Annotated in this window: 17 protein-coding genes; 4 read left to right on the forward strand and 13 right to left on the reverse strand. The window is 67.9% G+C overall.

Translation table 11 applies throughout. The annotated features are described in order from the left end of the window. Window positions 1-15: 15 nt before the first annotated feature. The 6 genes from VAPA_RS23365 to VAPA_RS23390 form a co-directional block, all read right to left on the reverse strand. Window positions 16-6,111 carry a hybrid sensor histidine kinase/response regulator gene (locus VAPA_RS23365; protein WP_021012484.1) on the reverse strand — a complete coding sequence of 2,032 codons (6,096 nt, stop codon included), beginning with the start codon at window positions 6,109-6,111 and terminating at the stop codon, window positions 16-18. A 188-nt stretch (window positions 6,112-6,299) separates the two neighbouring features. Next, entirely contained in the window at window positions 6,300-8,612 is a 2,313-nt protein-coding gene (locus tag VAPA_RS23370; RefSeq protein WP_021012485.1) for a methyl-accepting chemotaxis protein, read from the reverse strand. Between the two features lie 42 nt (window positions 8,613-8,654). Next, a complete protein-coding gene (locus VAPA_RS23375; RefSeq protein WP_021012486.1) occupies window positions 8,655-9,188 on the reverse strand; it encodes a chemotaxis protein CheW in 534 nt (177 codons plus the stop codon). A gap of 19 nt (window positions 9,189-9,207) precedes the next feature. Then, entirely contained in the window at window positions 9,208-9,573 is a 366-nt protein-coding gene (locus tag VAPA_RS23380) for a response regulator (protein WP_015867389.1), read from the reverse strand. After that, on the reverse strand, window positions 9,574-9,972 hold the full coding sequence (locus VAPA_RS23385; protein WP_021012487.1) for a response regulator: 399 nt from the start codon (window positions 9,970-9,972) through the stop codon (window positions 9,574-9,576). 81 nt (window positions 9,973-10,053) lie between these two features. After that, on the reverse strand, window positions 10,054-10,224 hold the full coding sequence (locus VAPA_RS23390; protein ID WP_007838397.1) for a rubredoxin: 171 nt from the start codon (window positions 10,222-10,224) through the stop codon (window positions 10,054-10,056). 110 nt (window positions 10,225-10,334) lie between these two features. Here VAPA_RS23390 and thiD point away from each other — a divergent pair, with 110 nt between their 5' ends. Both thiD and hemL read left to right on the forward strand, forming a co-directional pair. Further along, on the forward strand, window positions 10,335-11,300 hold the full coding sequence (thiD, locus tag VAPA_RS23395) for a bifunctional hydroxymethylpyrimidine kinase/phosphomethylpyrimidine kinase (RefSeq protein WP_021012488.1): 966 nt from the start codon (window positions 10,335-10,337) through the stop codon (window positions 11,298-11,300). Next, the gene (gene hemL, locus VAPA_RS23400) at window positions 11,300-12,586 is read left to right on the forward strand and encodes a glutamate-1-semialdehyde 2,1-aminomutase (protein ID WP_021012489.1); all 1,287 of its coding nucleotides are present in this window, start codon (window positions 11,300-11,302) and stop codon (window positions 12,584-12,586) included. The genes thiD and hemL overlap by 1 nt, the downstream gene beginning before the upstream one ends. Window positions 12,587-12,597: 11 nt before the next feature. Here the strand turns inward: hemL and VAPA_RS23405 are convergent, their stop codons facing one another. Next, a complete protein-coding gene (locus tag VAPA_RS23405) occupies window positions 12,598-13,998 on the reverse strand; it encodes an amidase family protein (protein ID WP_021012490.1) in 1,401 nt (466 codons plus the stop codon). Between the two features lie 45 nt (window positions 13,999-14,043). Beyond that, window positions 14,044-15,021, reverse strand: a complete 978-nt coding sequence (locus VAPA_RS23410; protein ID WP_021012491.1) for a Bug family tripartite tricarboxylate transporter substrate binding protein — start codon at window positions 15,019-15,021, stop codon at window positions 14,044-14,046. Window positions 15,022-15,180: 159 nt separating this feature from the next. Here VAPA_RS23410 and VAPA_RS23415 point away from each other — a divergent pair, with 159 nt between their 5' ends. After that, window positions 15,181-16,077: a LysR substrate-binding domain-containing protein gene (locus VAPA_RS23415; RefSeq protein WP_041946220.1), complete on the forward strand. Its 897-nt coding sequence runs from the start codon at window positions 15,181-15,183 to the stop codon at window positions 16,075-16,077. 173 nt (window positions 16,078-16,250) lie between these two features. Here the strand turns inward: VAPA_RS23415 and purH are convergent, their stop codons facing one another. Genes purH through dusB form a run of 3 tightly spaced genes read right to left on the reverse strand, consistent with a single transcriptional unit; the run spans window position 16,251 to window position 19,190 of the window. Next, on the reverse strand, window positions 16,251-17,858 hold the full coding sequence (gene purH / locus VAPA_RS23420) for a bifunctional phosphoribosylaminoimidazolecarboxamide formyltransferase/IMP cyclohydrolase (RefSeq protein ID WP_021012493.1): 1,608 nt from the start codon (window positions 17,856-17,858) through the stop codon (window positions 16,251-16,253). A gap of 16 nt (window positions 17,859-17,874) precedes the next feature. Next, complete coding sequence (locus tag VAPA_RS23425; protein ID WP_007838304.1) at window positions 17,875-18,111, reverse strand: Fis family transcriptional regulator; 237 nt, start codon at window positions 18,109-18,111, stop codon at window positions 17,875-17,877. A gap of 20 nt (window positions 18,112-18,131) precedes the next feature. Further along, on the reverse strand, window positions 18,132-19,190 hold the full coding sequence (gene dusB, locus VAPA_RS23430; RefSeq protein ID WP_021012494.1) for a tRNA dihydrouridine synthase DusB: 1,059 nt from the start codon (window positions 19,188-19,190) through the stop codon (window positions 18,132-18,134). Between the two features lie 181 nt (window positions 19,191-19,371). Here dusB and VAPA_RS23435 point away from each other — a divergent pair, with 181 nt between their 5' ends. Next, window positions 19,372-19,842, forward strand: a complete 471-nt coding sequence (locus VAPA_RS23435; protein WP_021012495.1) for a YqaA family protein — start codon at window positions 19,372-19,374, stop codon at window positions 19,840-19,842. Between the two features lie 10 nt (window positions 19,843-19,852). Here VAPA_RS23435 and VAPA_RS23440 read toward each other — a convergent pair whose 3' ends face one another. Next, the gene (locus VAPA_RS23440; RefSeq protein ID WP_021012496.1) at window positions 19,853-20,527 is read right to left on the reverse strand and encodes a glutathione S-transferase; all 675 of its coding nucleotides are present in this window, start codon (window positions 20,525-20,527) and stop codon (window positions 19,853-19,855) included. 506 nt (window positions 20,528-21,033) lie between these two features. Further along, window positions 21,034-22,125, reverse strand: coding sequence for a redox-regulated ATPase YchF (ychF, locus tag VAPA_RS23445; RefSeq protein ID WP_021012498.1), 1,092 nt, complete (start codon window positions 22,123-22,125; stop codon window positions 21,034-21,036). Window positions 22,126-22,274: the final 149 nt, after the last annotated feature.

Below are 22,274 nucleotides of genomic sequence, written 5' to 3' on the forward strand. Positions count from 1 at the left end.
CGGCCGCGGCCCGGCTCAGGCCACCGCCAGCGCGGCAGGCTCGCTGGTGTAGCTGCGCACCAGGCGCAGCAGCTCTTCTTCCGAGTAGGGCTTGCCGAGGTAGTGGTTCACGCCCAGCGTGCGCGCGTAGTCGCGGTGCTTCTCGGCGATGCGCGAGGTGATCATGATGATCGGCAGGCCCGCCATCGAATCGTCCGCGCGGATGTTGCGCGCCAGGTCGAAGCCGTCCATGCGCGGCATCTCGATGTCCGAAAGCACCACAGCCGGTCGCTCCTGCTGCAGGCGTTCGAGCGCCTGCAGGCCGTCGGCCGCGAGCGACACGCGATAGCCTTCGCGCTGCAGCAGGCGCTGCGTCACGCGGCGCACGGTGATGGAGTCGTCGACCACCAGCACCAGCGGCACCTGCGGCGCCACCGGGGCCAGCATCGGCAACGGTTCCTGCGGTGCGCCGTGGTCGGCTCCGGCGGCATGCGCCGGCGCGGCCAGCGCGGCGGCCTGGCGCTCGCGCGCCTGTTCGCCATGCACCGCGGCCACCGCCACCGGGTTGTAGATGAGCGCCACCGCGCCCGAAGCCAGCACCGAGATGCCCGCCAGGCCCGGCAGCCGGGCCAGCTGCGGCCCGAGGTTCTTGACCACGACTTCCTGGTTGCCCAGCACTTCGTCCACATGCAGGCCCACCCGCTGCGCCGCGCTTCGCACGATCACGACGGTGTTGTTCCGGCTCGTGGGATGCTCGCTGCGCGCGGAGGCCTGCAGCAATGCGCCGGCCCAGTAGAAGGGCACCTGCTCGCTGCCGAACGGATGGGTGTTGTGCAGATAGGCCGCCTCGAGCTCGGTGCTGCTCACGCGCTGCACCAGCTCGACCAGGTTCGACGGCACGCCGATCGACACCTCGCCCGCGCGCAGCATCACCACGTGCGTCACCGCGGTAGTGAGCGGCAGCACCAGCTTGAAGGTGGTGCCCTGGCCTGAAACGCTGTGTGTCTCGATGCGGCCGCCGAGCGCCGCGATCTGTGCGCGCACCACGTCCATGCCGATGCCGCGGCCGGCCAGCTCGGACACTTGTCCGGCGGTCGAGAAGCCGGGCTTGAAGATCAGCTCGGTGGCTTCCTCGGGCGACAGTTCCTGGCCGGGCGCGAGCAGGCCGAGCGTGCGGGCGCGCTCGGCGATGCGGCCGAGGTCGAGGCCGGCGCCGTCGTCGCGGAAGCTCACCGAGACGTCGTTGCCCTCTTGGTGCAGGTCGATCACGATCAGGCCGTTGGCGTCCTTGCCGGCTTTTTCGCGCGCGGCCGGGTCCTCGATGCCGTGCGCCACGCAATTGCGCAGCAGGTGCTCGAAGGCAGGCGTCATGCGGTCGAGCACGCCGCGGTCCATTTCGATGGAGCCGCCGACGATGTCCAGGCGCACCTGCTTGCCGGTGTCCTTGGAGGCCTGGCGCACCACGCGGTAGAGGCGGTCGGAAATGCCCTCGAACTCCACCATGCGCGTGCGCAGCAGGCCGCGCTGCAGTTCGCGCGTCTGGCGCGCCTGCACGCTGAGGTCGTCTTCCGTGGCCTGCACCGTCTTTTGCAGCGTGCGCTGCACGGTGGCCACGTCGTTCACCGACTCGGCCATCATGCGCGTGAGTTCCTGCACGCGGGTGAAGCGGTCGAACTCCAGCGGGTCGAAGCTCTGCTGCGAATCCTTGGCTTGCGCCAGGCGCGATTGCATCTGGCTTTCGGCCTGCACCTCGATGTCGCGCAGCTGCTGGCGCAGGCGGTCGAGGTTGCCCGTGAGGTCGGAGAGCGAACCGCGCAGCTGGCCGAGCTCGGCCTCGAGGCGCGATCGCGTGATGATGACCTCGCCGGTCTGCGCCACCAGGCGGTCGAGCAGCTGGGTGCGGATGCGCACGGCCTGGCTCGACACCGCGCGCAGCGGCGCCAGCAGCGCGGGGGCCGGCCGCGGCAGGAGCGATGGCACGGCGGCGGTTTCCGCGGCCGGGCTGGCGCTCTCCTCGCCGGCGGCCAGTGTCTCGTCGTTGGCGGACACGCCCGATTCGGCAGGAACCTGCACCAGCTGCACGCCCGGCGAGGTCACGGAGGCCGCCGCCACCAGCTGGGCCACTTCGGCCTGGGTGGCATCGTCCGCGGCGCGCAGGGCGTCGAAGGTGGCCTGCAGCGCATCCAGGCGCGTGAGCAGCTTTTCGATTTCGGCCCGGTCGGCGCCGCCCTGGGTGCCCAGCACTTCGATCTCGGACTCCATGCGGTGCGCGCGCTCGCCAAGGCGCATGGCGCCGGCCAGCCGGGCGCTGCCCTTGAGCGTGTGCAGCGTGCGCAGCACCGAGGCGCGCGGCGCGCTGTCGTCGGGGTGGTGCGCCCATTGGCGCAGCGCCTGGCCCAGCTGGGGTAGCAGCTCCGCGGCCTCTTCCTCGAAGATGGGGAACAGGTCGACGTCGACCGCATCGGCCATGTCGATGGCGTCTTCGGAATCGTCCAGCGCCACGTCGGCCACGTCGCCCTGCGCCACCAGATGCTGGAGCGGGCGGGCTTCGACGCGCGCGGCCGCCTCGGCCGGCATCGGCGCGGCGGCAATGTCGCGCAGCGCCTGGAGCGTTCCTTCGGACGGTTCGCGCAGGAAGCCGACGGCAAACTGGTGCAGCAGGCGGCGCAGCTCGTCGGCCGCGGCCACCAGCACCACGCCCTGCTCGCGCGAGCCGCTGCCCTGCATCTGCAGATGCTGCAGCGCGGCTTCGAGCAGGCGGGCCATGCCCGACAGGCTGTGGAAGCCGACCGTGGCCGAGCTGCCGGCCAGCGAATGCGCGAGGGCAACGGTCGAGTCGGACAGCCGCTCGTGCGATTCGAGCGCCCACTCGCCCACTTCGGTGGCGAGCTGCCTGGACCACTCGTCGGCCTCGTTGAGGTAGACGTTGTAGAGCGCAATGCCGATGCGCAGCGGCCCGATGACCTTGACCTGGTCTTCGGCACCGGAGGCAGCGGCGGCTTCGGCGGTTTCCTCGGCCTCGGGCGGCGGGGCGATTTCTTCGGCGACGGCGGACGCAGGTTCCGCAACCGCGGCCGGTGCTTCGTCAGCTGCGGCAACGGCGGGTTGTTCTTCCGGCTCCAGCAGCAAGGCCGGCGCGGCCACGGGTTCTTCCGCGGGCACCGCTGCGGATTCTTCCGGCGGCACCGGTGCCGGTTCTTCGGCGGGCGCGGCGGGTTCGTCCGCACTCGCTGGCACGACTTCGGTCGTCCAGTCGAGGTCGGGCAGCCCCTCCAGGGCCGGCGATTCGGGCGCGGCGGGTTCGGGCGTGGGCTCGCCGGCGGGTTCCGCCGTGAAGCGAGCGATGGACTGGACCGGCGGCTGCACCTTTGCGGGCGCCAGGAAATCGAAATCGCCGCTCTCGGCCAGGGTCTCGAGCGGTTCGGTGGCCGGCGCCGGCCTGGATTCGAAGTCGAGGAAATCGGTCGATGCGAAGTCGTCGTCGGCATCGGGCTTTGCAGCGGCCGGCGGCGTCAGTGGCGGCAGCTCGGGTTCTGCAGCGGGCGCCGTTTCCACCGGCGCTGCGGGGGAGAGCGACAGGTCGGGCAACTCCGGAAGCTCCGGCAGCTCCGGCAGCTCCGGCAGCTCCGGCAGTTGGGCGAATTCCGGCAGTTGCGCGGGTTCCGGCATCGGAGCGGGAGCGGCCGGGGGCGGCTCCGCGGCAATGTGGCGTGCGGCCACGGCCAGGGCGTCGGCATCGGCCACCCACGCCGGGGCGGTGGGCACGGGTTCGCCCGCCAGCAGGGCATTGGCCACGCGGCTGAAATGCGCCGACTGCCAGCCGTGCTGGGCGCCGGACGCAATGGCCTCGACCCACTGGCTGAACTCCTCGAGTGCCTTGCGGGTGCCGGTGAGCAGGTCGGGCGTGGCGGCGCGCTGGTCGGCCAGCCAGGTGTTGAGCACCTGCTCGAACGACCAGGCGGCATCGCCGAAGTCGGTCAGGCCGACCATGCGCGAGCTGCCCTTGAGCGTGTGGAATGCACGCCGCAGGATGGTGAGCTCCTCGGTGTCGTCGGGGTGGCCGCCCAGCTCGTCGATGGCGGCCAGGCCGTTCTGCACCACCTCGCGGGCTTCGTCGAGGAAGATGTTCTGCAGGTCGTCTTCTTCGAGCTCGGTCACCTCGGTATCGGGCAGGGCCGCGGGACCGGCGATCTTGTGGGTCCAGCTGTCGGCCTTGCGGCTGAATTCCTCGATGGGCGACACCTTCGCCTTGCGGTTGGGCGTGGCGAGCGCGGCGAGCTTGGAGGCGATCTGTGCATCGACCTCCTCGATGCTGAGCACCGCTTCGGCGCCTGCGGGCGCAGCGCCAGGAGCCGCAGTCTCCGCGGCACCGGTGTCGGCCTGGCGGCCCATCAGCGGCTTGAGTTCGCCGGCGTCGGCGTCGAACACGAACAGTCGCTTGGCGAGCGCCGGCTGGTAGCCCAGCATGTCGATCAGGAAGCCGAGCGCGCCCAGGTTGTTGCCGAGCGCGTCGAAGCTCTGCATCTCCTCGACCGGCGATGCGTTGCCCACCAGCATCTGCTCGACATCGTCGCGCATGCGCTGAACGGTGCCGGCGGCCTGGTCGAGCCCCAGCACGGAGAACACGCCGCGCATCTGCAGCAGCTGGCTCGGCACGGTGCGCAGCAGGCCCTTCTCGGCGGGGCGGCGGAAATACTGGTCGAGCGATTTCTCGAGCTCGCTCAGGTGGCTGCGCAGTTCGTCGACCACGGTGCCCATGGTCTGGCGATCGCTCACGCGGCGATACAGGTCCTCCATCCAGGGCTCGAGCGGCTCCGAATGCCCGCCTTCGCGCACGCGCTCGATGCGGCCGGCCAGCTGCAGGGTGCGGGAGGTGAGCTGCGGATCGCTCGGGTCCAGGTCTTCGAGCGCGGCTTCCAGGTAGAGCACCGAGGTGGCGACTTCCATCGCCAGCTCGGTATCGGGCGGCTGGCTGGAGCGCACCGAGGCCTCGACCGCGTGCGTGAGCGCATCCACCATCGGCAGGATGGGCGGATGGAGTTTCTGCAGCGACTCGCCGAGCTGCGCGAAGGTGTCGGCCACCTGGCGCGTGCGGGTGATGTCGCCGCCCGAGAGCGCCGACCACATTTCCTTGGCGGTTTCGATGCGCTTGCGCGCCTGCGCCAGCACCAGCGGGTCGTAGCGGCCGAACTGCTCGACCGTGTAGTCGACCTGCTGCTCGCCGGCCACGCCCCAGGCGGTGCGGACGGTGCGCAGGGTGGCGGCTTCGTCCTGCGCGCCAGGCACGGCCTGGGCACAGAAGAACAGCAGGTCCTGGCCCAGGCGGTCGGACACCACGCTGTCGCCGCGCGCCAGCGTGGCGTACTGCAGCAGCACGCGGGAAGCGGCGCGCTTCACGTAGGAATCGGCAGGAATCAGCGACAGCGCCAGGGCCTCGAAGAAGCCCGCGGCCAGGGTCCAGAAACTGGCGACGCGGGGCAGCAGCGCACCGCGCCCGAGCCCCAGGCACAGCGCCTGCAGCCGCCGGGCGGCCTGCGGGTCGCCGGTCTTGACCAGCTGCAGCACTTCGCGGTCGAGCCGCGAACGCACGGCCGGGTCATAGGACACCGCGGCCTGCGTCAGCGCGGGCCGGACTTCGACCCAGCGCCAGGCAATGCTCCACAGATCCGCCGGATGCACGCGCTCGTTGCCGACCAGTTCGAGCACGTCGCGGTATTGCGGGAACAGCGCGACCGACGACACGGCCTTGCCGGCCAGCAGCGCGTTGAGGAAATCGGTGACGGCAAAGCCGGCGCGCTCGATCTTCTGGACCGCACTGTCGGTGCAGCGCTGCGGCTCGGCAATGAAGCCCTGCACCGCGAATTCGATGGCGCCGAGCACCAGCGCCGGCGCGTTGTTGCCCACCATCTGCAGCGCACCGACCGATTGATGCAACTGCTGGCGGGCCATCTGCAACGGGCCGCTTTCGAGTTCCGATGCATTGCCCACGTCGCGCACGAAGCGCCGCAGCGACTTGCCGACGCTGTCGAGGGATTTCTGGATTTCTCCCAGAACCCAGGCCAGCGGCCCAAGGTCTTCGGTGGCCGGCACGTTGCCAGCGAGGGGGGCCGTGGCAGGGGTTTGAGTCGACACGTTGGATGCTCGCCGTTTTCTTGACTGTCAGTTTTCCACTGGGCGCTGCGCGCCCCGAATGCACGAAGCCTCTGCCATCGTTCGTTCGTGAAACACCGCAGAACCGGCTTTGCCGGGCTGCTGGTGTTGCCCCCGGAAGGGGGTTGGCGAAGCGACACGAAGTGCGCGAAGACTGGGGGAGAGCTTCATCAGGCGATCTTGAAACGGGCCACCGAGCGGCGCAGTTCTTCGGCCATCTGCGACAGCTCGCGCACCTGTTGGGCGGTGTTGCGGGTACCTTCTCCGGTCTGCTCGGTCACGGCAAAAATGTGCTGGATGTTGGCGGCCACCACGTTGGCCGAATCGGCTTCGCGGGAGGCGGACTGCGAAATCTGCTCGATGAGGTCTGCAAGCCGGCGCGACACGCGGTCGATCTCGGACAGCGCGGTACCGGCATTGTCGGACAGCTTGGCCCCTTCGACCACACCCTGCGTGGAACGCTCCATGGCGCCCACCGCGTCCTGCGTGTCGGTCTGAATGGCCTTCACCAGCGCCGAGATCTGGCGCGTGGCGTCTGCGGAGCGTTCAGCGAGGCGCTGCACTTCTTCCGCCACCACCGAGAAGCCGCGGCCGGCTTCACCGGCCGATGCGGCCTGGATGGCGGCGTTCAGTGCCAGCACGTTCGTCTGCTCGGTGATGTCCGAGATCAGCTCGGTGATTTCACCGATCTCCTGCGACGACTCGCCCAGGCGCTTGATGCGCTTGGAGGTTTCCTGGATCTGGTCGCGGATGGAGTTCATGCCGCCGATGGCGTTCTGCACGGCCTGCAGGCCCGAAGACGCAGCCTGCAGCGACTGGCGCGCCACCGTGGCGGACTCCTGTGCCTGCGAGGACACGCCGTTGATCCGCTCGGCCATGGTCACCACCGACTGGCCGGTTTCGCGAATCTCGCGCAGCTGTTCGGTCGAGGCGGCGAGCAGCTCGGTCGAGGTGCTTTCCACCTGCGACGTGGTCTGCGCCACGCGGGTTGCCGTGTTCTGCACGTTGCCCACCAGCAAGCGCAGTTCTTCCACCGTGTAGTTCACCGAGTCGGCGATGGCGCCGGTGATGTCCTCGGTCACGGTGGCTTCCTGCGTCAGGTCGCCTTCGGCCACCGTCTGCAGTTCGTTCATCAGCCGAAGAATGGCGGCCTGGTTGGCGTTGTTGATGCGGCCGGCCTCTTCGCTGGCCTGTTCGGCCGAGAGACGCTCGCGCTCGGCAACGGCGGCACGTTCGCGGCCTTCGCGCACCTGCACGAAACCGATGGCGCCGGCCAGGGCCAGGGCGGCCAGCGAGAGCACGAACAGCATCACGATCGTTCCGGCGCCCAGGCCGGTGCGCGCGGACAGCTTGTCCTGCAGTTCGCCGAGCGATTTGCGCAGCGGTTCGCTGTCGGTCAGGATGGACGCCTGCGCCTCGCGCGCCGCCACCAGGCCCTGCAGGTTGCCCAGAATGGCCGAGGCCTGCGTGCGCATCTGCTCGTAGGTCTTGAGAATGGCTGCGAGCTGCTCGCGGGTCTGCGGGTCTTTCGAGCCGGGGAAGCGCTGCTGCGCATTGCCGTCGAGCAGGCCGCGCGTGGTTTCCTGGAAGGTGTTCAGGTCCTTGCCGAGCAGGAACACGGCGTCGGGGTTCACGCCCTCGACCGTGAAGAATTCGTTGGTCGACTTGCCGATGCGCTGGGTCAGCATCACCAGCTGGCCGGCTGCGGAAATCTCGGGCAGCGTGGCGTTCTGCTGCATCTTCAGCGAAGCGACGGTTTCCGTCATTTCGAGCAGCGCGGACGACTGCTGGTTGATGTCGCGCAGCGCGGCACCCACCTGGGTCAGGATCTGGCGCTGGGCCAGCACGACCTTGGCGCTGGCATCGGCACGCACGACCAGCGGATTGATCTTGGCCATGTCCTCGTCGTACTGGTTGCCCACGCGCTCCAGGCGCAGGGCGTCGTCGCCGTTGGTCAGGCCCTGCACGCGGCGCGTGAGGTCGTCGGCGCTGTCCTTCACCTCGACGAACGCGGGGGCGCTGCCCACGAGCGCCTGGGAGATCGATTTTGCGAGCCGCTGCGACTGCATCAGCGACTGGCCGGTGGCGGCCACCTGCTGCGCAAGGCGCTCGGCGCGAAGAATGGCGGAGCCGGCCACCAGCAGCAGCAGCAGCACCACCACCGCGAGCATGATGGCCAGGATGCGCTGCTGGCGCGCCGGGTTCGAACCCGCGCGGCCGCCCGCGGCCTGGGCCTGGGCGCCTTCGGGCGATGCCGCCTCGTTGGCCGCCTCGCTGCCGCCGAGCATTTCGTCGGCAAAGCCGGCAGGCAGCGGCGCGGCCGGCGCGCCGTCCTTGCGGGCCAGCCGGACGGTCTTTTCCTCCAGCGCCTGAACCGTGTCGACGTCGTCGAGCGATATGGAACCGGAGCCGTCGACGCGGGCCTTGTCGTTGCCGCTGTTCGCGGGCAGTAATTTCTTGAACTTGTCGGCGATCGAGCTCACGGTCGGTCCTTCAGGTGGTTGTCTTTGGGCTGTGCGGAAGCACTAGGCGCCAATACTCAAAAACTCGGGCTGCTGCGAAAGCGCCTGCAGGTTGACTTCCTGCCAGCGCTCGCCCGCCGCATCGGTGTAAAGATGCCCCAGCCAGACGGGTGCTTGCGCATCCGGCGGCTCCGAAGCCGTGAAGGCCTCGGCGCCGCGCAGTCCCGCCAGCCGGTCGACCAGCAGTGCGCAGTTCACTTCGAGCAGCTCGTTCAAGGCAACGAGCCGCGATTGCATGCGGGCCGCCTCGGTGGCGGCCGTGTTGTCCGGCGCGCCCGAGGCGAATGCCGACAGGTGCACCACGCCATAGAGGCCGCCGCGCAGGTTGGCAACGCCCAGGAACCAGGGCTGCGTGTAGGGCACGGGCTGGGGCGGCGTCCACGGGAAGATTTCTCCCGCGTGGCCGAGTGGGAACAGGTACTTGCCCTCGCCCGCCTCGACCGCGAGCCACGCGGCGGCGACGCCGGTCGTGCGCGCAGCCTGCAGGCGGCTCGCAAGCCGGGACTGGAAGGCTCGGAGAGCGTCGCGATTGGCCATGGACTCGGCAGGCGCCTGCTCAGGCCAGCGCGCTGATCTTGGACATCAGCTCGGCCGCGTTGACCGGCTTCACGATGTAGTCGCGGGCGCCCTGGCGCATGCCCCAGACGCGATCGGTTTCCTGGTTCTTGCTGGTGCACAGGATGATCGGAATGGCGGCGTACTGCGGATCGCGGGCAATGGCGCGCGTCAGCTGGAAGCCGTTCTGGCCGGGCATGACGACGTCCATGAGGATCAGGTCGGGCTGGTCCTCCTCGAGACGGCGCATGGCGTCTTCGGCGTTTTCGGCGGTCTTGACGGCAAAGCCGTTCTTCTGGAGCAGGTCCGAGAGGAACACCAGTTCCGTCTTGGAGTCGTCGACGACGAGGATTTTTCGAATGGGCATTTACTGCACTTCCTGTTGAACGATGCCAAACTGCTGCACGGCCTGCAGCAGCTGGTCTTTGGTGAAAGGTTTGGTCAGGTAGTCTTGCGACCCGACCATGCGGCCGCGAGCCTTGTCAAAGACGCCATCCTTCGAAGAAAGCATCACGACCGGAACATTGGAGAAATGAGCGTTGCGCTTGATGATGGCGCAGGTCTGGTAGCCGTCCAGGCGCGGCATCAGGATGTCGCAGAAAATCAGATGCGGCTTGTGGTCGTTAACCTTGGAGAGCGCGTCGAAGCCGTCTTCCGCGAGAAGAACCTCGTGCCCGCCCTGCTTCAGAAATATTTCGGCACTGCGCCGGATCGTATTGCTGTCGTCGATGACAAGCACCTTGTAACCTGATCCATTCGGCCCCATTGCACACGCTCCTGCTGAGATGAGACTTGGATGCCCGCCGCGCCGTACATCGGCGCAAATCGCGTAGCCCTATGTCATGCTTCAGATTTCAACCATTTCGAAGTCTTCCTTGCGCGCACCGCACTCAGGACAGGTCCAGTTCATCGGGACATCCGCCCAGGCCGTGCCTGCCGCGATGCCATCTTCCGGTACACCAACCGCTTCGTCATAGATCCACCCACAAATCAGGCACATCCAAGTTTTCGTATTCATCGGAGCTTAAAGTCCTTGTTCATTAAATGCAACGAGTGTATCTATGCGTATCTCACTGGCAGGCGGTAAACGTCGCGCCTATGCCACCATCCAGGGATTCCGCCCGGCGTATGACCATCTACTTACATCCAGCAGACAGCGCCCGCAAACCGGGCAATCTTAACGACCCCCCGCAGGAAGCCGAAGAGGTGGCCGAGCGCGACCTGAACCCGCCCTGCGTGCTGGTCTTCAATGCCAGCGACCCGAGCGGCGCGGGCGGCCTGGGCGCCGATGCGCTGGCCATGGCCTCGGTCGGCGCGCACATGCTGCCGGTGGTCACGGGCGCCTATGCGCGCGATACCGCCGAGATATTCGACCATTTCGCCTTCGAGGAAGAAGCCATCGCCGAACAGGCGCGCGCCATCCTCGAGGACGTGGAGGTCCAGCTCATCAAGGTGGGCTTCGTCGGGACGCCCGAGGCCCTGAGCACCATCGCCGAGACCGCCTCCGACTATCCCGAGGTGCCGCTGGTGGCCTACATGCCCAATCTTTCCTGGTGGGACGAAAACCTGATCGAGGGCTATCTCGACGCTTTTCGCGAACTGCTCCTGCCCCAGGCCACAGTGTTGGTTGGAAACCACAGTACGCTGTGGCGCTGGCTGCTTCCCGACTGGAGCGGCGAGCGTCCGCCCGGCGCGCGCGACATCGCCAAGGCCGCCGGCGAGTTCGGCGTGCCCTACACCCTGGTCACCGGCATGGTGCTGCCCGACCAGTTCATCGACAACGTACTGGCCTCCCCGCAGTCCGTGCTCGCCAGCGAGAAATACGAGCGGCTCGAAGCCGTCTTCGCCGGCGCGGGCGACACGCTGTCGGCCGCACTGGCCGCCCTGCTCGCGAGCGGCACCGACCTGGTGGCCGCCACCACCGAAGCCCTGGCCTACATGGACCGCTGCCTCGACGCGGGCTTTCGGCCCGGCATGGGCCACGTGCTGCCCGACCGCCTGTTCTGGGCCGAGCCGGAGGACGACGAAGACGACGATGAAGATCCCGACGCGCCCCCAGACTTTGCCCTGCCACCTCACGACACCCGACACTGATGCCAAACGCTGACCAAAACGACATTCTTTTCGAGCGCGCCCGCGCGGTCATTCCCGGCGGCGTCAATTCGCCGGTGCGCGCCTTCAAGGCCGTGGGCGGCACGCCGCGCTTCATCCGCCGGGCCGAGGGCGCCTATTTCTGGGACGCCAACGACAAGCGCTACATCGACTACATCGGTTCCTGGGGCCCGATGATCCTGGGCCACGGCCATCCGGCCGTCGTCGAGGCGGTGCAGAAGGCCGTGCTCGAGGGCTTCTCCTACGGCGCCCCCACCGAGCGCGAGATCGAGCTGGCCGAGGCCATCCTGGCGCTGGTGCCGTCGATGGAGATGGTGCGGCTCGTGAGCTCGGGCACCGAAGCCGCCATGAGCGCGCTGCGCCTGGCGCGCGGCGCGACTGGCCGCAAGCACATCATCAAGTTCGAGGGCTGCTACCACGGCCACGCCGACGCACTGCTGGTGAAGGCCGGCTCCGGCCTCGCCACCTTCGGCCATCCCACCTCGGCCGGCGTGCCGCCCGAGGTCACGCAGCACACGCTGGTGCTCGAGTACAACAACACCGCGCAGCTCGAAGAAGCCTTCGCGCTGCATGGCAACGACATCGCCTGCCTGATGATCGAGGCGATTGCCGGCAACATGAACTTCGTGCGCGCCACGCCCGCGTTCGCCGCCCGCTGCCGCGAGCTGTGCACGCAGCACGGCGCGCTGCTGGTGTTCGACGAAGTGATGACCGGCTTTCGCGTCGGCCTGCACGGCGCGCAGGGCGTGCTGGGCATCACGCCCGACCTCACGGTGCTCGGCAAGGTCATCGGCGGCGGCATGCCGCTGGCGGCCTTCGGCGGCCCGCGCGCCATCATGGAGCAGCTCGCGCCGCTCGGCCCGGTCTACCAGGCCGGCACGCTGTCGGGCAACCCGGTGGCCACCGCATGCGGACTGGCCACGCTGAAGGAGATCGCCAAGCCCGGTTTCTATGAAGCGCTGGGCAAGAAGACGCGTTCGCTGGTCGACGGCCTCAAGGCTGCCGCCGCGGCCGAAGGACTGCCCTTCAACGCCGACAGCGAAGGCGGCATGTTCGGCTTCTTCCTGATGAACGAGCTGCCGCAGAACTACGCCACCGTGATGACCACCGACAACGCGAAGTTCAACACGCTGTTCCACGGCTTGCTGGACCGCGGCGTGTACATCGCCCCGGCGCTCTACGAGGCCGGCTTCGTGAGCGCCGCGCATGGCGAGGACGACATCGCGGCGACCATTGCGGCAGCGCACGAGATCTTCAGCAAGCGCTGACGCGCACCCGCTCAGGCGGGGTCGACCACGGCCACCGGCCCGGCCTCGGCTTCGAGCACCTCGGCCGCGGCCAGGCACAGGTCTTCGCGGAAACGGTCGCTCACGAGCTGCACGCCCGTGGACAGGCGCCCGCGCATGCCCATGGGAACCGACAGCCCCGGCAACCCCAGGATCGCGGTGGACAGCAGCGGGCTCTGCGCATCCAAAATCTCCCGCATCGCGGCGCTGCCGCGCTGGTCGGCATCGACCGGGAACGGATTGCGCCACGACACGGGCATCAGCAGCAGCGGATGGCGCTGCAGGAACAGCGCCCATTCGCGCATCAAGCCCGTGCGCGCGGCCAGGGCGCGCATGTAGCTGGCCATGTCGAACTGGGGCGCGTGCGCGTCCATGGCGCGGTAGGACTGGCGGATGGCGTCGTCGCCGTCGCGCAGGAGCGCCTCCTCCACCAGCAGCCGGCTGTCGGCCATCGTCAATGACAGCCAGAGGTCGGCCGCCTCGCGCAGGCGCGGCGGCTGCGCGGGTTCGATGCGGTAGCCGGCGCTCTCCAGAAGGCGCGCCGCGCGCTGCAACGCATCGGCCACCTCGGGGTCGCAGGCGTAGCCGGGCAGCTCGGTGCACAGCGCCACGCTGATGGGGCGGCCCGATGTTGCTGATTCGAGCGGTGCCGGGGCCCACCACGGGTCGCGCACATCGCGCTGCGCCATCGCGGCGAAGGCCAGCCGCAGGTCGCGCACGCTGCGCGCCAGCGGCCCTTGCACTGATGTGAGCTGGACCACCATCGGCCGCTCGCTCCCCCCCGAGGGATTGAAGGCCGGCACGCGCCCGAAGCTCGGGCGCAGGCCGTACACGCCACAGGCGTAGGCCGGGTAGCGGATCGATCCGCCCTGGTCGTTTCCGTGCGCGATGGCACCGATGCCGACCGCGACCGCCGCCGCCGCGCCGCCGCTCGAACCGCCCGGCGTGACGTCCGCGTTGTGCGGATTCAGCGTGCGCCCATGAGCCGCGTTGTCGGTGAACCAGCGCATCGAGAACGCGGGCGTGTTGGTGCGGCCGACCACGATCGCGCCGGCGCGCTGCAGGTTCTCCACCACCGGGCTGTCTTCCGTGGCCACGACGCTGCGGTAGGCCTCCACGCCGTTGGTGGTGGCGTGCCCGCGCTGGTCGACGTTGACCTTGATCGTGACCGGCACGCCGTGCAGCGGCCCCGTCGCCTCGCCGTTCGCGAGCGCCGCGTCGGCCAGCGCTGCCGCGTTCAGCGCTTCGTCGGCGCAGCAGTCGGCCACAGCGTTCAGCTGCGGGTTCACCGCATCGAGCCGCGCCAGGCTGCTGCGCACGGCCTCGACGCACGAGACCTCGCGTGCCTTGATGCGCTGCGCCAGGTCGGCGGCTTCCAGTTGCCAGAGTTGCATGCGTTGTCTCCTTGAGAAAAATGAAATCGGTGGCTGGGTCGCCCGTCAGTCGCCCTTGACGCCTGCGCGCCGCACGGCATCGGCCCAGCGCGGCTTCTCGCGCTTCATCAGCGCGCTGAGCTCCTCGGGGCTCGAAGGCAGCGCCTCGATCGACAGTGCAGCATTGGCCCGGACCACGGCCGGGTTGGCCAGCGCGGCGCGCAGCGCGGTGTTGAGCCGGTCGACCGTCTTGCGCGGCGTGCCCGCCGGCGCCATGAGCGCCCCCCAGGCCACCACCTCGAAACCGGGCAAGCCGCTTTCGGCCACCGTCGCCACTTCGGGCAGCACGCCGGCGCGCTTCGCGCTGGTCACGGCAATCGCCTTGACGCGGCCCTGCTGGATGAACGGCAGCACCGCCGAGATGTTCTCGATGGTCACGTCGAGCTGGCCGTTGACCATGTCGCCGACCGCCTGCGTGCCGGTCTTGTAGGGCACCTGCACCATCGTCAGCCCGGTCTCGGCCTTCAGCAGCTCGCCGGTCAGGTGGCCGGCGCTGCCGATGCCGGGCGAGCCGGCCGAGAGCTTGCCGGGATGCTCGCGGCCGTAGGCGATCAGCTCCTGCAGCGTGCGCACCGGCAGGTCCTTGCGCACGATCAGCACGTAGGCATTGCTCGAGATCAGGCCGACGGGCACCAGGTCTTTCTCGGGCGCGTACGGCAGCTTCGAGAAGAAGGCCGGGTTGATGCTCAGCGTGACAAGGTTGCCGTAGCCGACCGTGTAGCCGTCCGGCGCGGAGGTCGCCAGCGCCTGCGTGCCGACGATGCCGCCGGCGCTGGGGCGGTTGTCCACCGCCATGGCCTGGCCCAGTTCGCGCCCCATCGCGTCGGCCACCGGCCGCATGGCGACGTCCACGCCCGACCCCGCGGCGTAGGGCACGATGAACTTCAGCGGGCGCTCGGGGTACTGGGCCGAGGCGCCGAAGGCGATGGCGGCAAACCCGGCCAGGATGGTGCGGCGGGTCCACGCGAATGACAGTGCAGGCACGAAGGTATCTCCTGTGAGAAGCCCGCCGCTCACGATGAGACGACCGGTGCACGAAGTCTAGGAACCGGCCGCTCGCCGGAAAAGACAATCGCTTGTCACGATGACAACCTGTGTTTGTCTGGGGATCACCCGGTGGTGCCGGCCGGCAGAATGCGCCGCATGAAGGATCACCAGCTCAAGGCCTGGCTGCGGCTGGCCGACACCGGCAGCATCCGCGCCGCCGCGCGCAGCCTGCACCTGAGCCAGGCGGCCGTGACCAAGGCGATCCGCGAACTCGAGGCCGAGGTCGACGCGCAACTGGTGCTGCGCAGTTCGCGCGGCATCGAGTTCACCGAATGCGGCCGCCAGCTCACCGTGCGTGCGCGGCTCGCACACCAGCAGCTCGAACTCGCGCGCCAGGACATCCGCATCCTGCAAGGCAGCCAGCACGGACGCGTGGCCGTCGCGGTGACGCCGATGGTGTTCCTGGGCGTGCTGCCCGAGGTCGTGCGCGCCTTTCGCAAGGCGATGCCGCATGCGCAGCTCAAGCTGTACGATGGCCTGATTCCGCAGGTGCTGCCGCTGCTGCGCGAGGGCATGATCGACTTCGCGGTGGCGGGCCCGGTGGCCGCCGCGCTCGAAGCCGACTTCGCGTTCGAGCGGCTCGACATGATCGAGATGGCGGTGCTCTGCCGGCGCGGCCATCCGCTGAACCGCGCCACTCGCTGGGAAGAGGTGGCGGGCGCCGAATGGCTGATGCATCTGGCACCGGGCAGCCAGCACACCTTTTTGCTCGAGCAGTACGCCGAGCAGGGCCTGCCGCTGCCGGAGCACCGCATCGAGGTGGCGTCGTTCGGCGTGAGCTGGGGCCTGCTCACCCGCAGCGACGCGTTGATGGTCGGGCCGGCCGGCATGCTCAGCATGTCGCCTTACGCCGAGCTGGTGGAGCGCGTGCCGCTCGCGATGCCGGTGCCGCCGCTCGAACTGGGCATCGTCTCGCCGCGCGGCAAGCCGTTGTCGCTGGCGGCGCTGCGGCTGGCCGAGCTGTTTCGCAAATACCTGGCGCGGACTGCCTGAACGATGTCATCGTTTTCGCAAGATGGCAAAGACGCCCTCCATGACCCCCTCGCTGCCGAGTGCCCTTGGTGTCGTTCAGCGGGTACTCGCGCCATCGAGGGCAACAACAAAAAAGGCCAGGGCCGCGTGAGCGACCCTGGCCTTGTGTGCGATGGCCCCGCAGGGCCGCCGGCTCAGTGCCGGAAGTGGCGCACGCCCGACAGCACCATGACCACGCCGCGCTCGTCGGCGGCGTCGATCACTTCCTGGTCGCGCATCGAGCCGCCCGGCTGGATCACGCAGCTCGCGCCGGCATCGACCACCACGTCGAGGCCGTCGCGGAACGGGAAGAAGGCGTCGCTCGCCACTGCCGTGCCTTTCAGCGACAGGCCCGCATGCTCGGCCTTGATGCTGGCGATGCGCGCGGAGTCGAGACGGCTCATCTGGCCCGCGCCCACGCCCATGGTCATGCCGCCGGCGCAGAAGACGATGGCGTTGCTCTTCACGTACTTGGCGACCTTCCATGCGAACAGCAGGTCCTGCAGCTGCTCGGGCGTGGGTTGCTTCTTCGTGACCACCTTGAGGTCGCTCGCCGCGAGCTCGTGGTTGTCGGCGGTCTGCATCAAGAGGCCGGAACCGACGCGCTTCACGTCCATGAGGTTGCGGCCGTTGTCCCAGTCGGTGGTGCCGCCTGGCGGCAGCGCGATCTCGAGCACGCGCACGTTCTGCTTGACCTTGGTGGCCTGGAACACCGCGAGCGCCTCGGGCGTGTAGCCCGGTGCCATCAGCACTTCGACGAACTGCTTGGCAATGGCCTGCGCGGTCTCGCCATCGACCGGGCGGTTGAAGGCGATGATGCCGCCGAAGGCCGAGGTCGGGTCGGTCTTGAAGGCCTTGCCATAGGCTTCGGCCGTATCCTTGCCCACGGCCACGCCGCAGGGGTTGGCGTGCTTGACGATCACGCAGGCGGGCACGTCGAAGCTCTTCACGCATTCCCATGCGGCATCGGCATCGGCGATGTTGTTGTAGCTGAGCTCCTTGCCCTGCAATTGCTTCGCCGACACGAGCGAGCCGGGCGCCGGATGCAGGTCGCGGTAGAACGCGGCCTGCTGGTGCGGGTTCTCGCCATAGCGCAGGTCCTGCACCTTCACGAAGCGGCCGTTGCTCTGCGCCGGGAACATCGAGCGCGTGGGCGAAGGCTGGCCGATGCTGGCGTCGAAGTCGATGGCCGAGAGGTAGTCGCTGATCGCGCCGTCGTAGTCGGCGATGCGGTTGAACGCGGCCACCGAGAACGCGAACTTGGTCTTGTCGCTGAGCTTGCCGCCGGCCTGGAGTTCGGCCAGCGCCACGGGGTATTGCGAGGCGTCGGTCAGCACGCCCACGTCCTTCCAGTTCTTGGCCGCGCTGCGCACCATGGCCGGGCCGCCGATGTCGATGTTCTCGATCGCGTCTTCCAGCGTGCAGCCGGCCTTGGCCACCGTGGCTTCGAAGGGATAGAGATTGACCACCAGCAGGTCGATGGTGTCGATGCCGTGTTCCTTGATGGCCGCGACGTGCGCGGGCAGGTCGCGCCGCGCGAGCAGGCCGCCGTGGATCTTGGGATGCAGCGTCTTCACGCGGCCGTCGAGCATTTCGGGAAAGCCGGTGTGGTCGGCCACTTCGGTCACGGGCAGGCCGGCATCGGCCAGCAGCTTGGCAGTGCCGCCCGTGGACAGCAGCTTGATGCCCAGCGCATGCAGCGCTTGCGCGAATTCGAGGATGCCGGTTTTGTCGGAGACGGAGATGAGTGCGGTCTGGGCCATGGGATATGCCGTGGAGTTATTTCAAAAGTTTGTGTTCAACCAGCTTCTTGCGAAGCGTGTTGCGATTCAGGCCCAACCATTGCGCGGCCTTCGACTGGTTGCCCTCGGCGCGCGTCATCACGACGTCGAGCAGGGGCTTCTCGACCACGCGCACGAGCATCTCGTACATGCCGTCGGGTTCGGTGCCGCGCAGATCGCGAAAGTAGCTGTCCAGACTGGTGCGCACGCAGTCCTCGATGTGTTTCTTGCTCATGCTTTTTTCTTCTCTTCCTCTCAATCGGCGGCGCAGGCCGCCTCTTCTTCACCGGACAGCTCTTCGGCCGCCTGGTGCACGGGCATGCGGTCCATGCGGTCCGCCAACCCGTCGAAATAATCGCCGACCGCGCGCAGCTGCGCGGCAGAGTCTTCGATGGTGTTCATCCGCGCACGGAAGGCTTCGCCGTCCGGCAGCGTGCGCACATACCAGCCGATGTGCTTGCGCGCGGTGCGCACGCCGCTGAACTCGCCGTAGAGCGCGTAGTGCTCCACCAGGTGGTCGAGCAGCAGGCGGCGGACTTCGGCGACCAGCGGCGGTGCAAGGTGCGTGCCCGTGGCCAGGAAATGTGAGATCTCGCGGAAGATCCAGGGCCGCCCCTGCGCCGCACGGCCGATCATCACGGCGTCGGCGCCGGTGGCCGCGAGCACGTCGCGCGCCTTCTCGGGCGAGCGGATGTCGCCGTTGGCCACCACCGGCACGCGCACCGCGGCCTTCACGGCAGCAATGGTGTCGTACTCGGCGCTGCCCTTGTAGCCTTGCTCGCGGGTGCGCCCGTGCACGGTGAGCATCTGCACGCCGGCCGATTCGAAATCGCGCGCGAGCTTCACCGCATTGCGGTGTTCCTCGCTCCAGCCGGTACGCATCTTGAGCGTGACCGGCACGTTGAATGGCTGCGCCGCATCGACCACGGCCTGCACGATTTCGAGCGCCAGCGGCTCGTCGCGCATCAGCGCCGAACCGGCCCACTTGTTGCAGACCTTCTTGGCCGGGCAGCCCATGTTGATGTCGATGATCTGCGCGCCGCGCTCGATGTTGTAGACCGCGGCCTCGGCCATCATGGCCGCATCGGTGCCGGCAATCTGCACCGCAATGGGACCGGGCTCACCGTCGTGGTTGGCGCGGCGCGAGGTCTTGAGCGTGTTCCAGAGTTCCTTGCGCGAGGTGACCATCTCGCTGACCGCATAGCCTGCGCCGAGTTCGCGGCACAGCATGCGGAACGGCCGGTCCGTCACGCCGGCCATGGGCGCGACGAACAGGCGGTTTTCCAGCGTGTGGGTGCCGATCTGCAAGGTCATGAAGGAGAAAGCGTCGCGAGTTCGGCTGCTGAAAAATGAGGCACGATTGTAGCCACGCGCGATTCCGGCCGCTGAAACGATTTGCGCGCGCGGTACCGCGGGGACACCCGCCATGCACGGCGCCTTCTCCGACCTGCCGCAGAAGGCCCGCTGCCTATACTGCGTCGACTCATTTCACCTTATGCAAGCCTGGCTCGACGCACTTCTGGCGCTACTCGCGCTTCCGCAATACGGACTCTCCACGCTGTTCATCGCGGCGTTCGTCTCGGCCACGCTGCTGCCGGTAGGCTCCGAGCCGATTCTTTTCGGCCTGCTCAAACTCAATCCCGAAATGTTCTGGCCGGCCATCCTGGTGGCCACGGTGGGCAACACGCTGGGCGGTGCGGTCGACTGGTGGATGGGCTATGGCGCCCACAAGGTGGCAGACAAATATTCGCACTCGAAACATCATGTGCGGGTCTTGGGCTGGCTGGAGCGGCTCGGACCCAAGGCCTGCCTGCTGAGTTGGCTGCCGCTGGTGGGCGATCCGCTGTGCGCGGTGGCGGGCTGGCTCAAGCTGCCCTTCTGGCCATGCCTGGGCTACATGGCCATCGGGAAGTTCCTGCGCTATGTCTGCATGACGGTCGCGCTGCTCTACGTGTTCCCGTCCTGAGGCGAACGCTTCAGCTCAGCAGGCCGTAGGGGCCGCCGCGTTCGAGCGCGCGCTGGTAGGCCGGGCGCGCGTGGATGCGCTCCAGGTACGCCATGAGCCTGGGCCGCTTCGCATCGAGGCCGCCGCGCGCCTGCGAGGCTTCGACCGGAAAACTCATCTGGATGTCGGCGCCGGTGAACTCGTTGCCGGCGAACCACTCGCTCTTGCCGAGTTCGGCTTCCATGAAATCCAGGTGGCTCTCGATGTTGGGCATGACGATGGCCGCCTTGGCCTTGCCGGAGATCATCTTCGCGATCGGCTTCACAAAGAAGGGCATCTTGCTGTTCTCGATCTTGTCGAACACCAGCTTGAGCAGCAGCGGCGACATGGCCGAGCCTTCCGCGAAATGCAGCCAGTAGCGATAGCGCACAGCCTCCGGCGTGCCCGCCGCGGGCGCCAGCCGGCCGTTGCCGTGGCGCTCGATCAGCGTTTCGATGACCGCACCCGACTCCGCCAGCGCCAGGCCGTCGTCCGTGGTCACCACCGGCGACTTGCCGAGCGGATGCACGGCCCGCAGCGAAGCGGGCGCCAACATGGTCTGCGGATCGCGCTGGTAGTGGACGATCTCGTAGGGCAGGCCGAGTTCTTCGAGCAGCCAGAGCGCGCGCTGCGAGCGCGAGTTGTTGAGGTGGTGGACGGTGAGCATGGTGGATGGTTCCGGTTACCAGTGTTTATTAGAGCTTTCCGCAATGCGCAGGCTCGGCGCGAGCGTAGCGCATGCGCGTCTGCCATCTCCACGGCAAAGATGGCCTCGAGCTTGTAGTGCGCGACCCGGTAAGCCTTGCCATCGGCGGCAGTTGTCAACCACTGGTTGACAACTGAATCGGCGTCCAGCTCACCTTCGCCGAAGACGGCCTTCAGGTGCTTGGCGACGTTCTGCTTGCTGGTCTGGAACAGCGCCGCCATGCCCGCCTGCGAGAGCCACAGCGTCTCGTCAGCGAAGCGGCACTCCACGCGGGTGCGGCCGTCCTCGGTCTGATCGAGCAGGAATTCGCCAGCGCTCATCACAGACTCCGGTCCAACAAATGACCCCCACCGACATTCCTGATTGGCAGCATCCCATCTCCCCCTCTTTGCAGGGAGCATGCCAGAAGACGGCCGAAACATCGCCGCAGATAGCGACGGAACCCCATCGGACGCGCCGATCGAGCTTCAGGAGCTGAAGAGGAAATTCATCACGTCGCCATCCTTGACGACGTATTCCTTGCCTTCCGAACGCATCTTGCCCGCGTCCTTCGCGCCCTGTTCGCCCTTGTAGGCGATGTAGTCCTCGAACGAAATGGTCTGGGCGCGGATGTAGCCCTTTTCGAAGTCGCCGTGGATCACGCCGGCGGCCTGGGGGCCGGTGTCGCCGATGTGGATGGTCCAGGCGCGCACTTCCTTCACGCCGGCGGTGAAATACGTCTGCAGGCCCAGCAGCTTGTAGGCCGCGCGGATCAGGCGATTCAGGCCCGGTTCGTCCTGGCCGATTTCGGCGAGGAACATCTTCTTGTCCTCGTCGTCCATCTCGGCGAGTTCGGCTTCGATCTTGGCGCAGATGGCGACCACGGGCGCGCCCTGCTTCGCCGCGTATTCGCGCAGGCGGTCGAGGTACGGGTTGTTCTCGAAGCCGTCTTCCGCCACGTTGCCGACGAACATCGCGGGCTTGGCGGTGATCAGCGTGAACGACTTGACCAGCGGCTGCTCTTCCTTCGTGAACTCGAGCGCGCGCACCGGCGTGTTCTCGTTCAGCGCGGCCTGGCAGCGCTCGAGCAGGCCGACCAGCTTCTGCGCGTCCTTGTCGCCGGAGCGCGCCACCTTGGTGTGGCGGTGCAGCGCCTTCTCGACGGTGGCCAGGTCGGCCAGGCAGAGTTCGGTCTGGATCACCTCGATGTCGGAGATCGGGTCGACCTTGCCGGCCACGTGGATCACGTTCTCGTCGTCGAAGCAGCGCACCACGTTCACGGTGGCATCGGTTTCGCGGATGTGCGCGAGAAACTTGTTGCCCAGGCCTTCGCCCGTGCTGGCGCCGGCCACCAGGCCGGCAATGTCGACGAACTCGACGATGGCGGGCACCACGCGCTCGGGCTTGACGATCTCGCTGAGTTGGGCGATCCGCGGATCGGGCACTTCCACCACGCCCACGTTGGGCTCGATGGTGCAGAACGGATAGTTCTCCGCTGCGATGCCGGCCTTGGTCAACGCATTGAAAAGGGTGGATTTACCGACGTTGGGCAGGCCGACGATGCCGCATTGCAAACTCATGGGGGGTCCTCTTGGGTAACCGGCGATTTTAGGGGACGCGGTTCTTCCCCCGCGCTTCGCGCACTTTGTGCCGCTTCACCACCCTCTTCGGGGCGCGACGCCCCTCGAAGAGGCCAAACAAATCAGGGTTAAACCGTACCAGCAAACGT

This window comes from Variovorax paradoxus B4 (assembly GCF_000463015.1).
GTDB lineage: Bacteria > Pseudomonadota > Gammaproteobacteria > Burkholderiales > Burkholderiaceae_C > Variovorax > Variovorax paradoxus_E.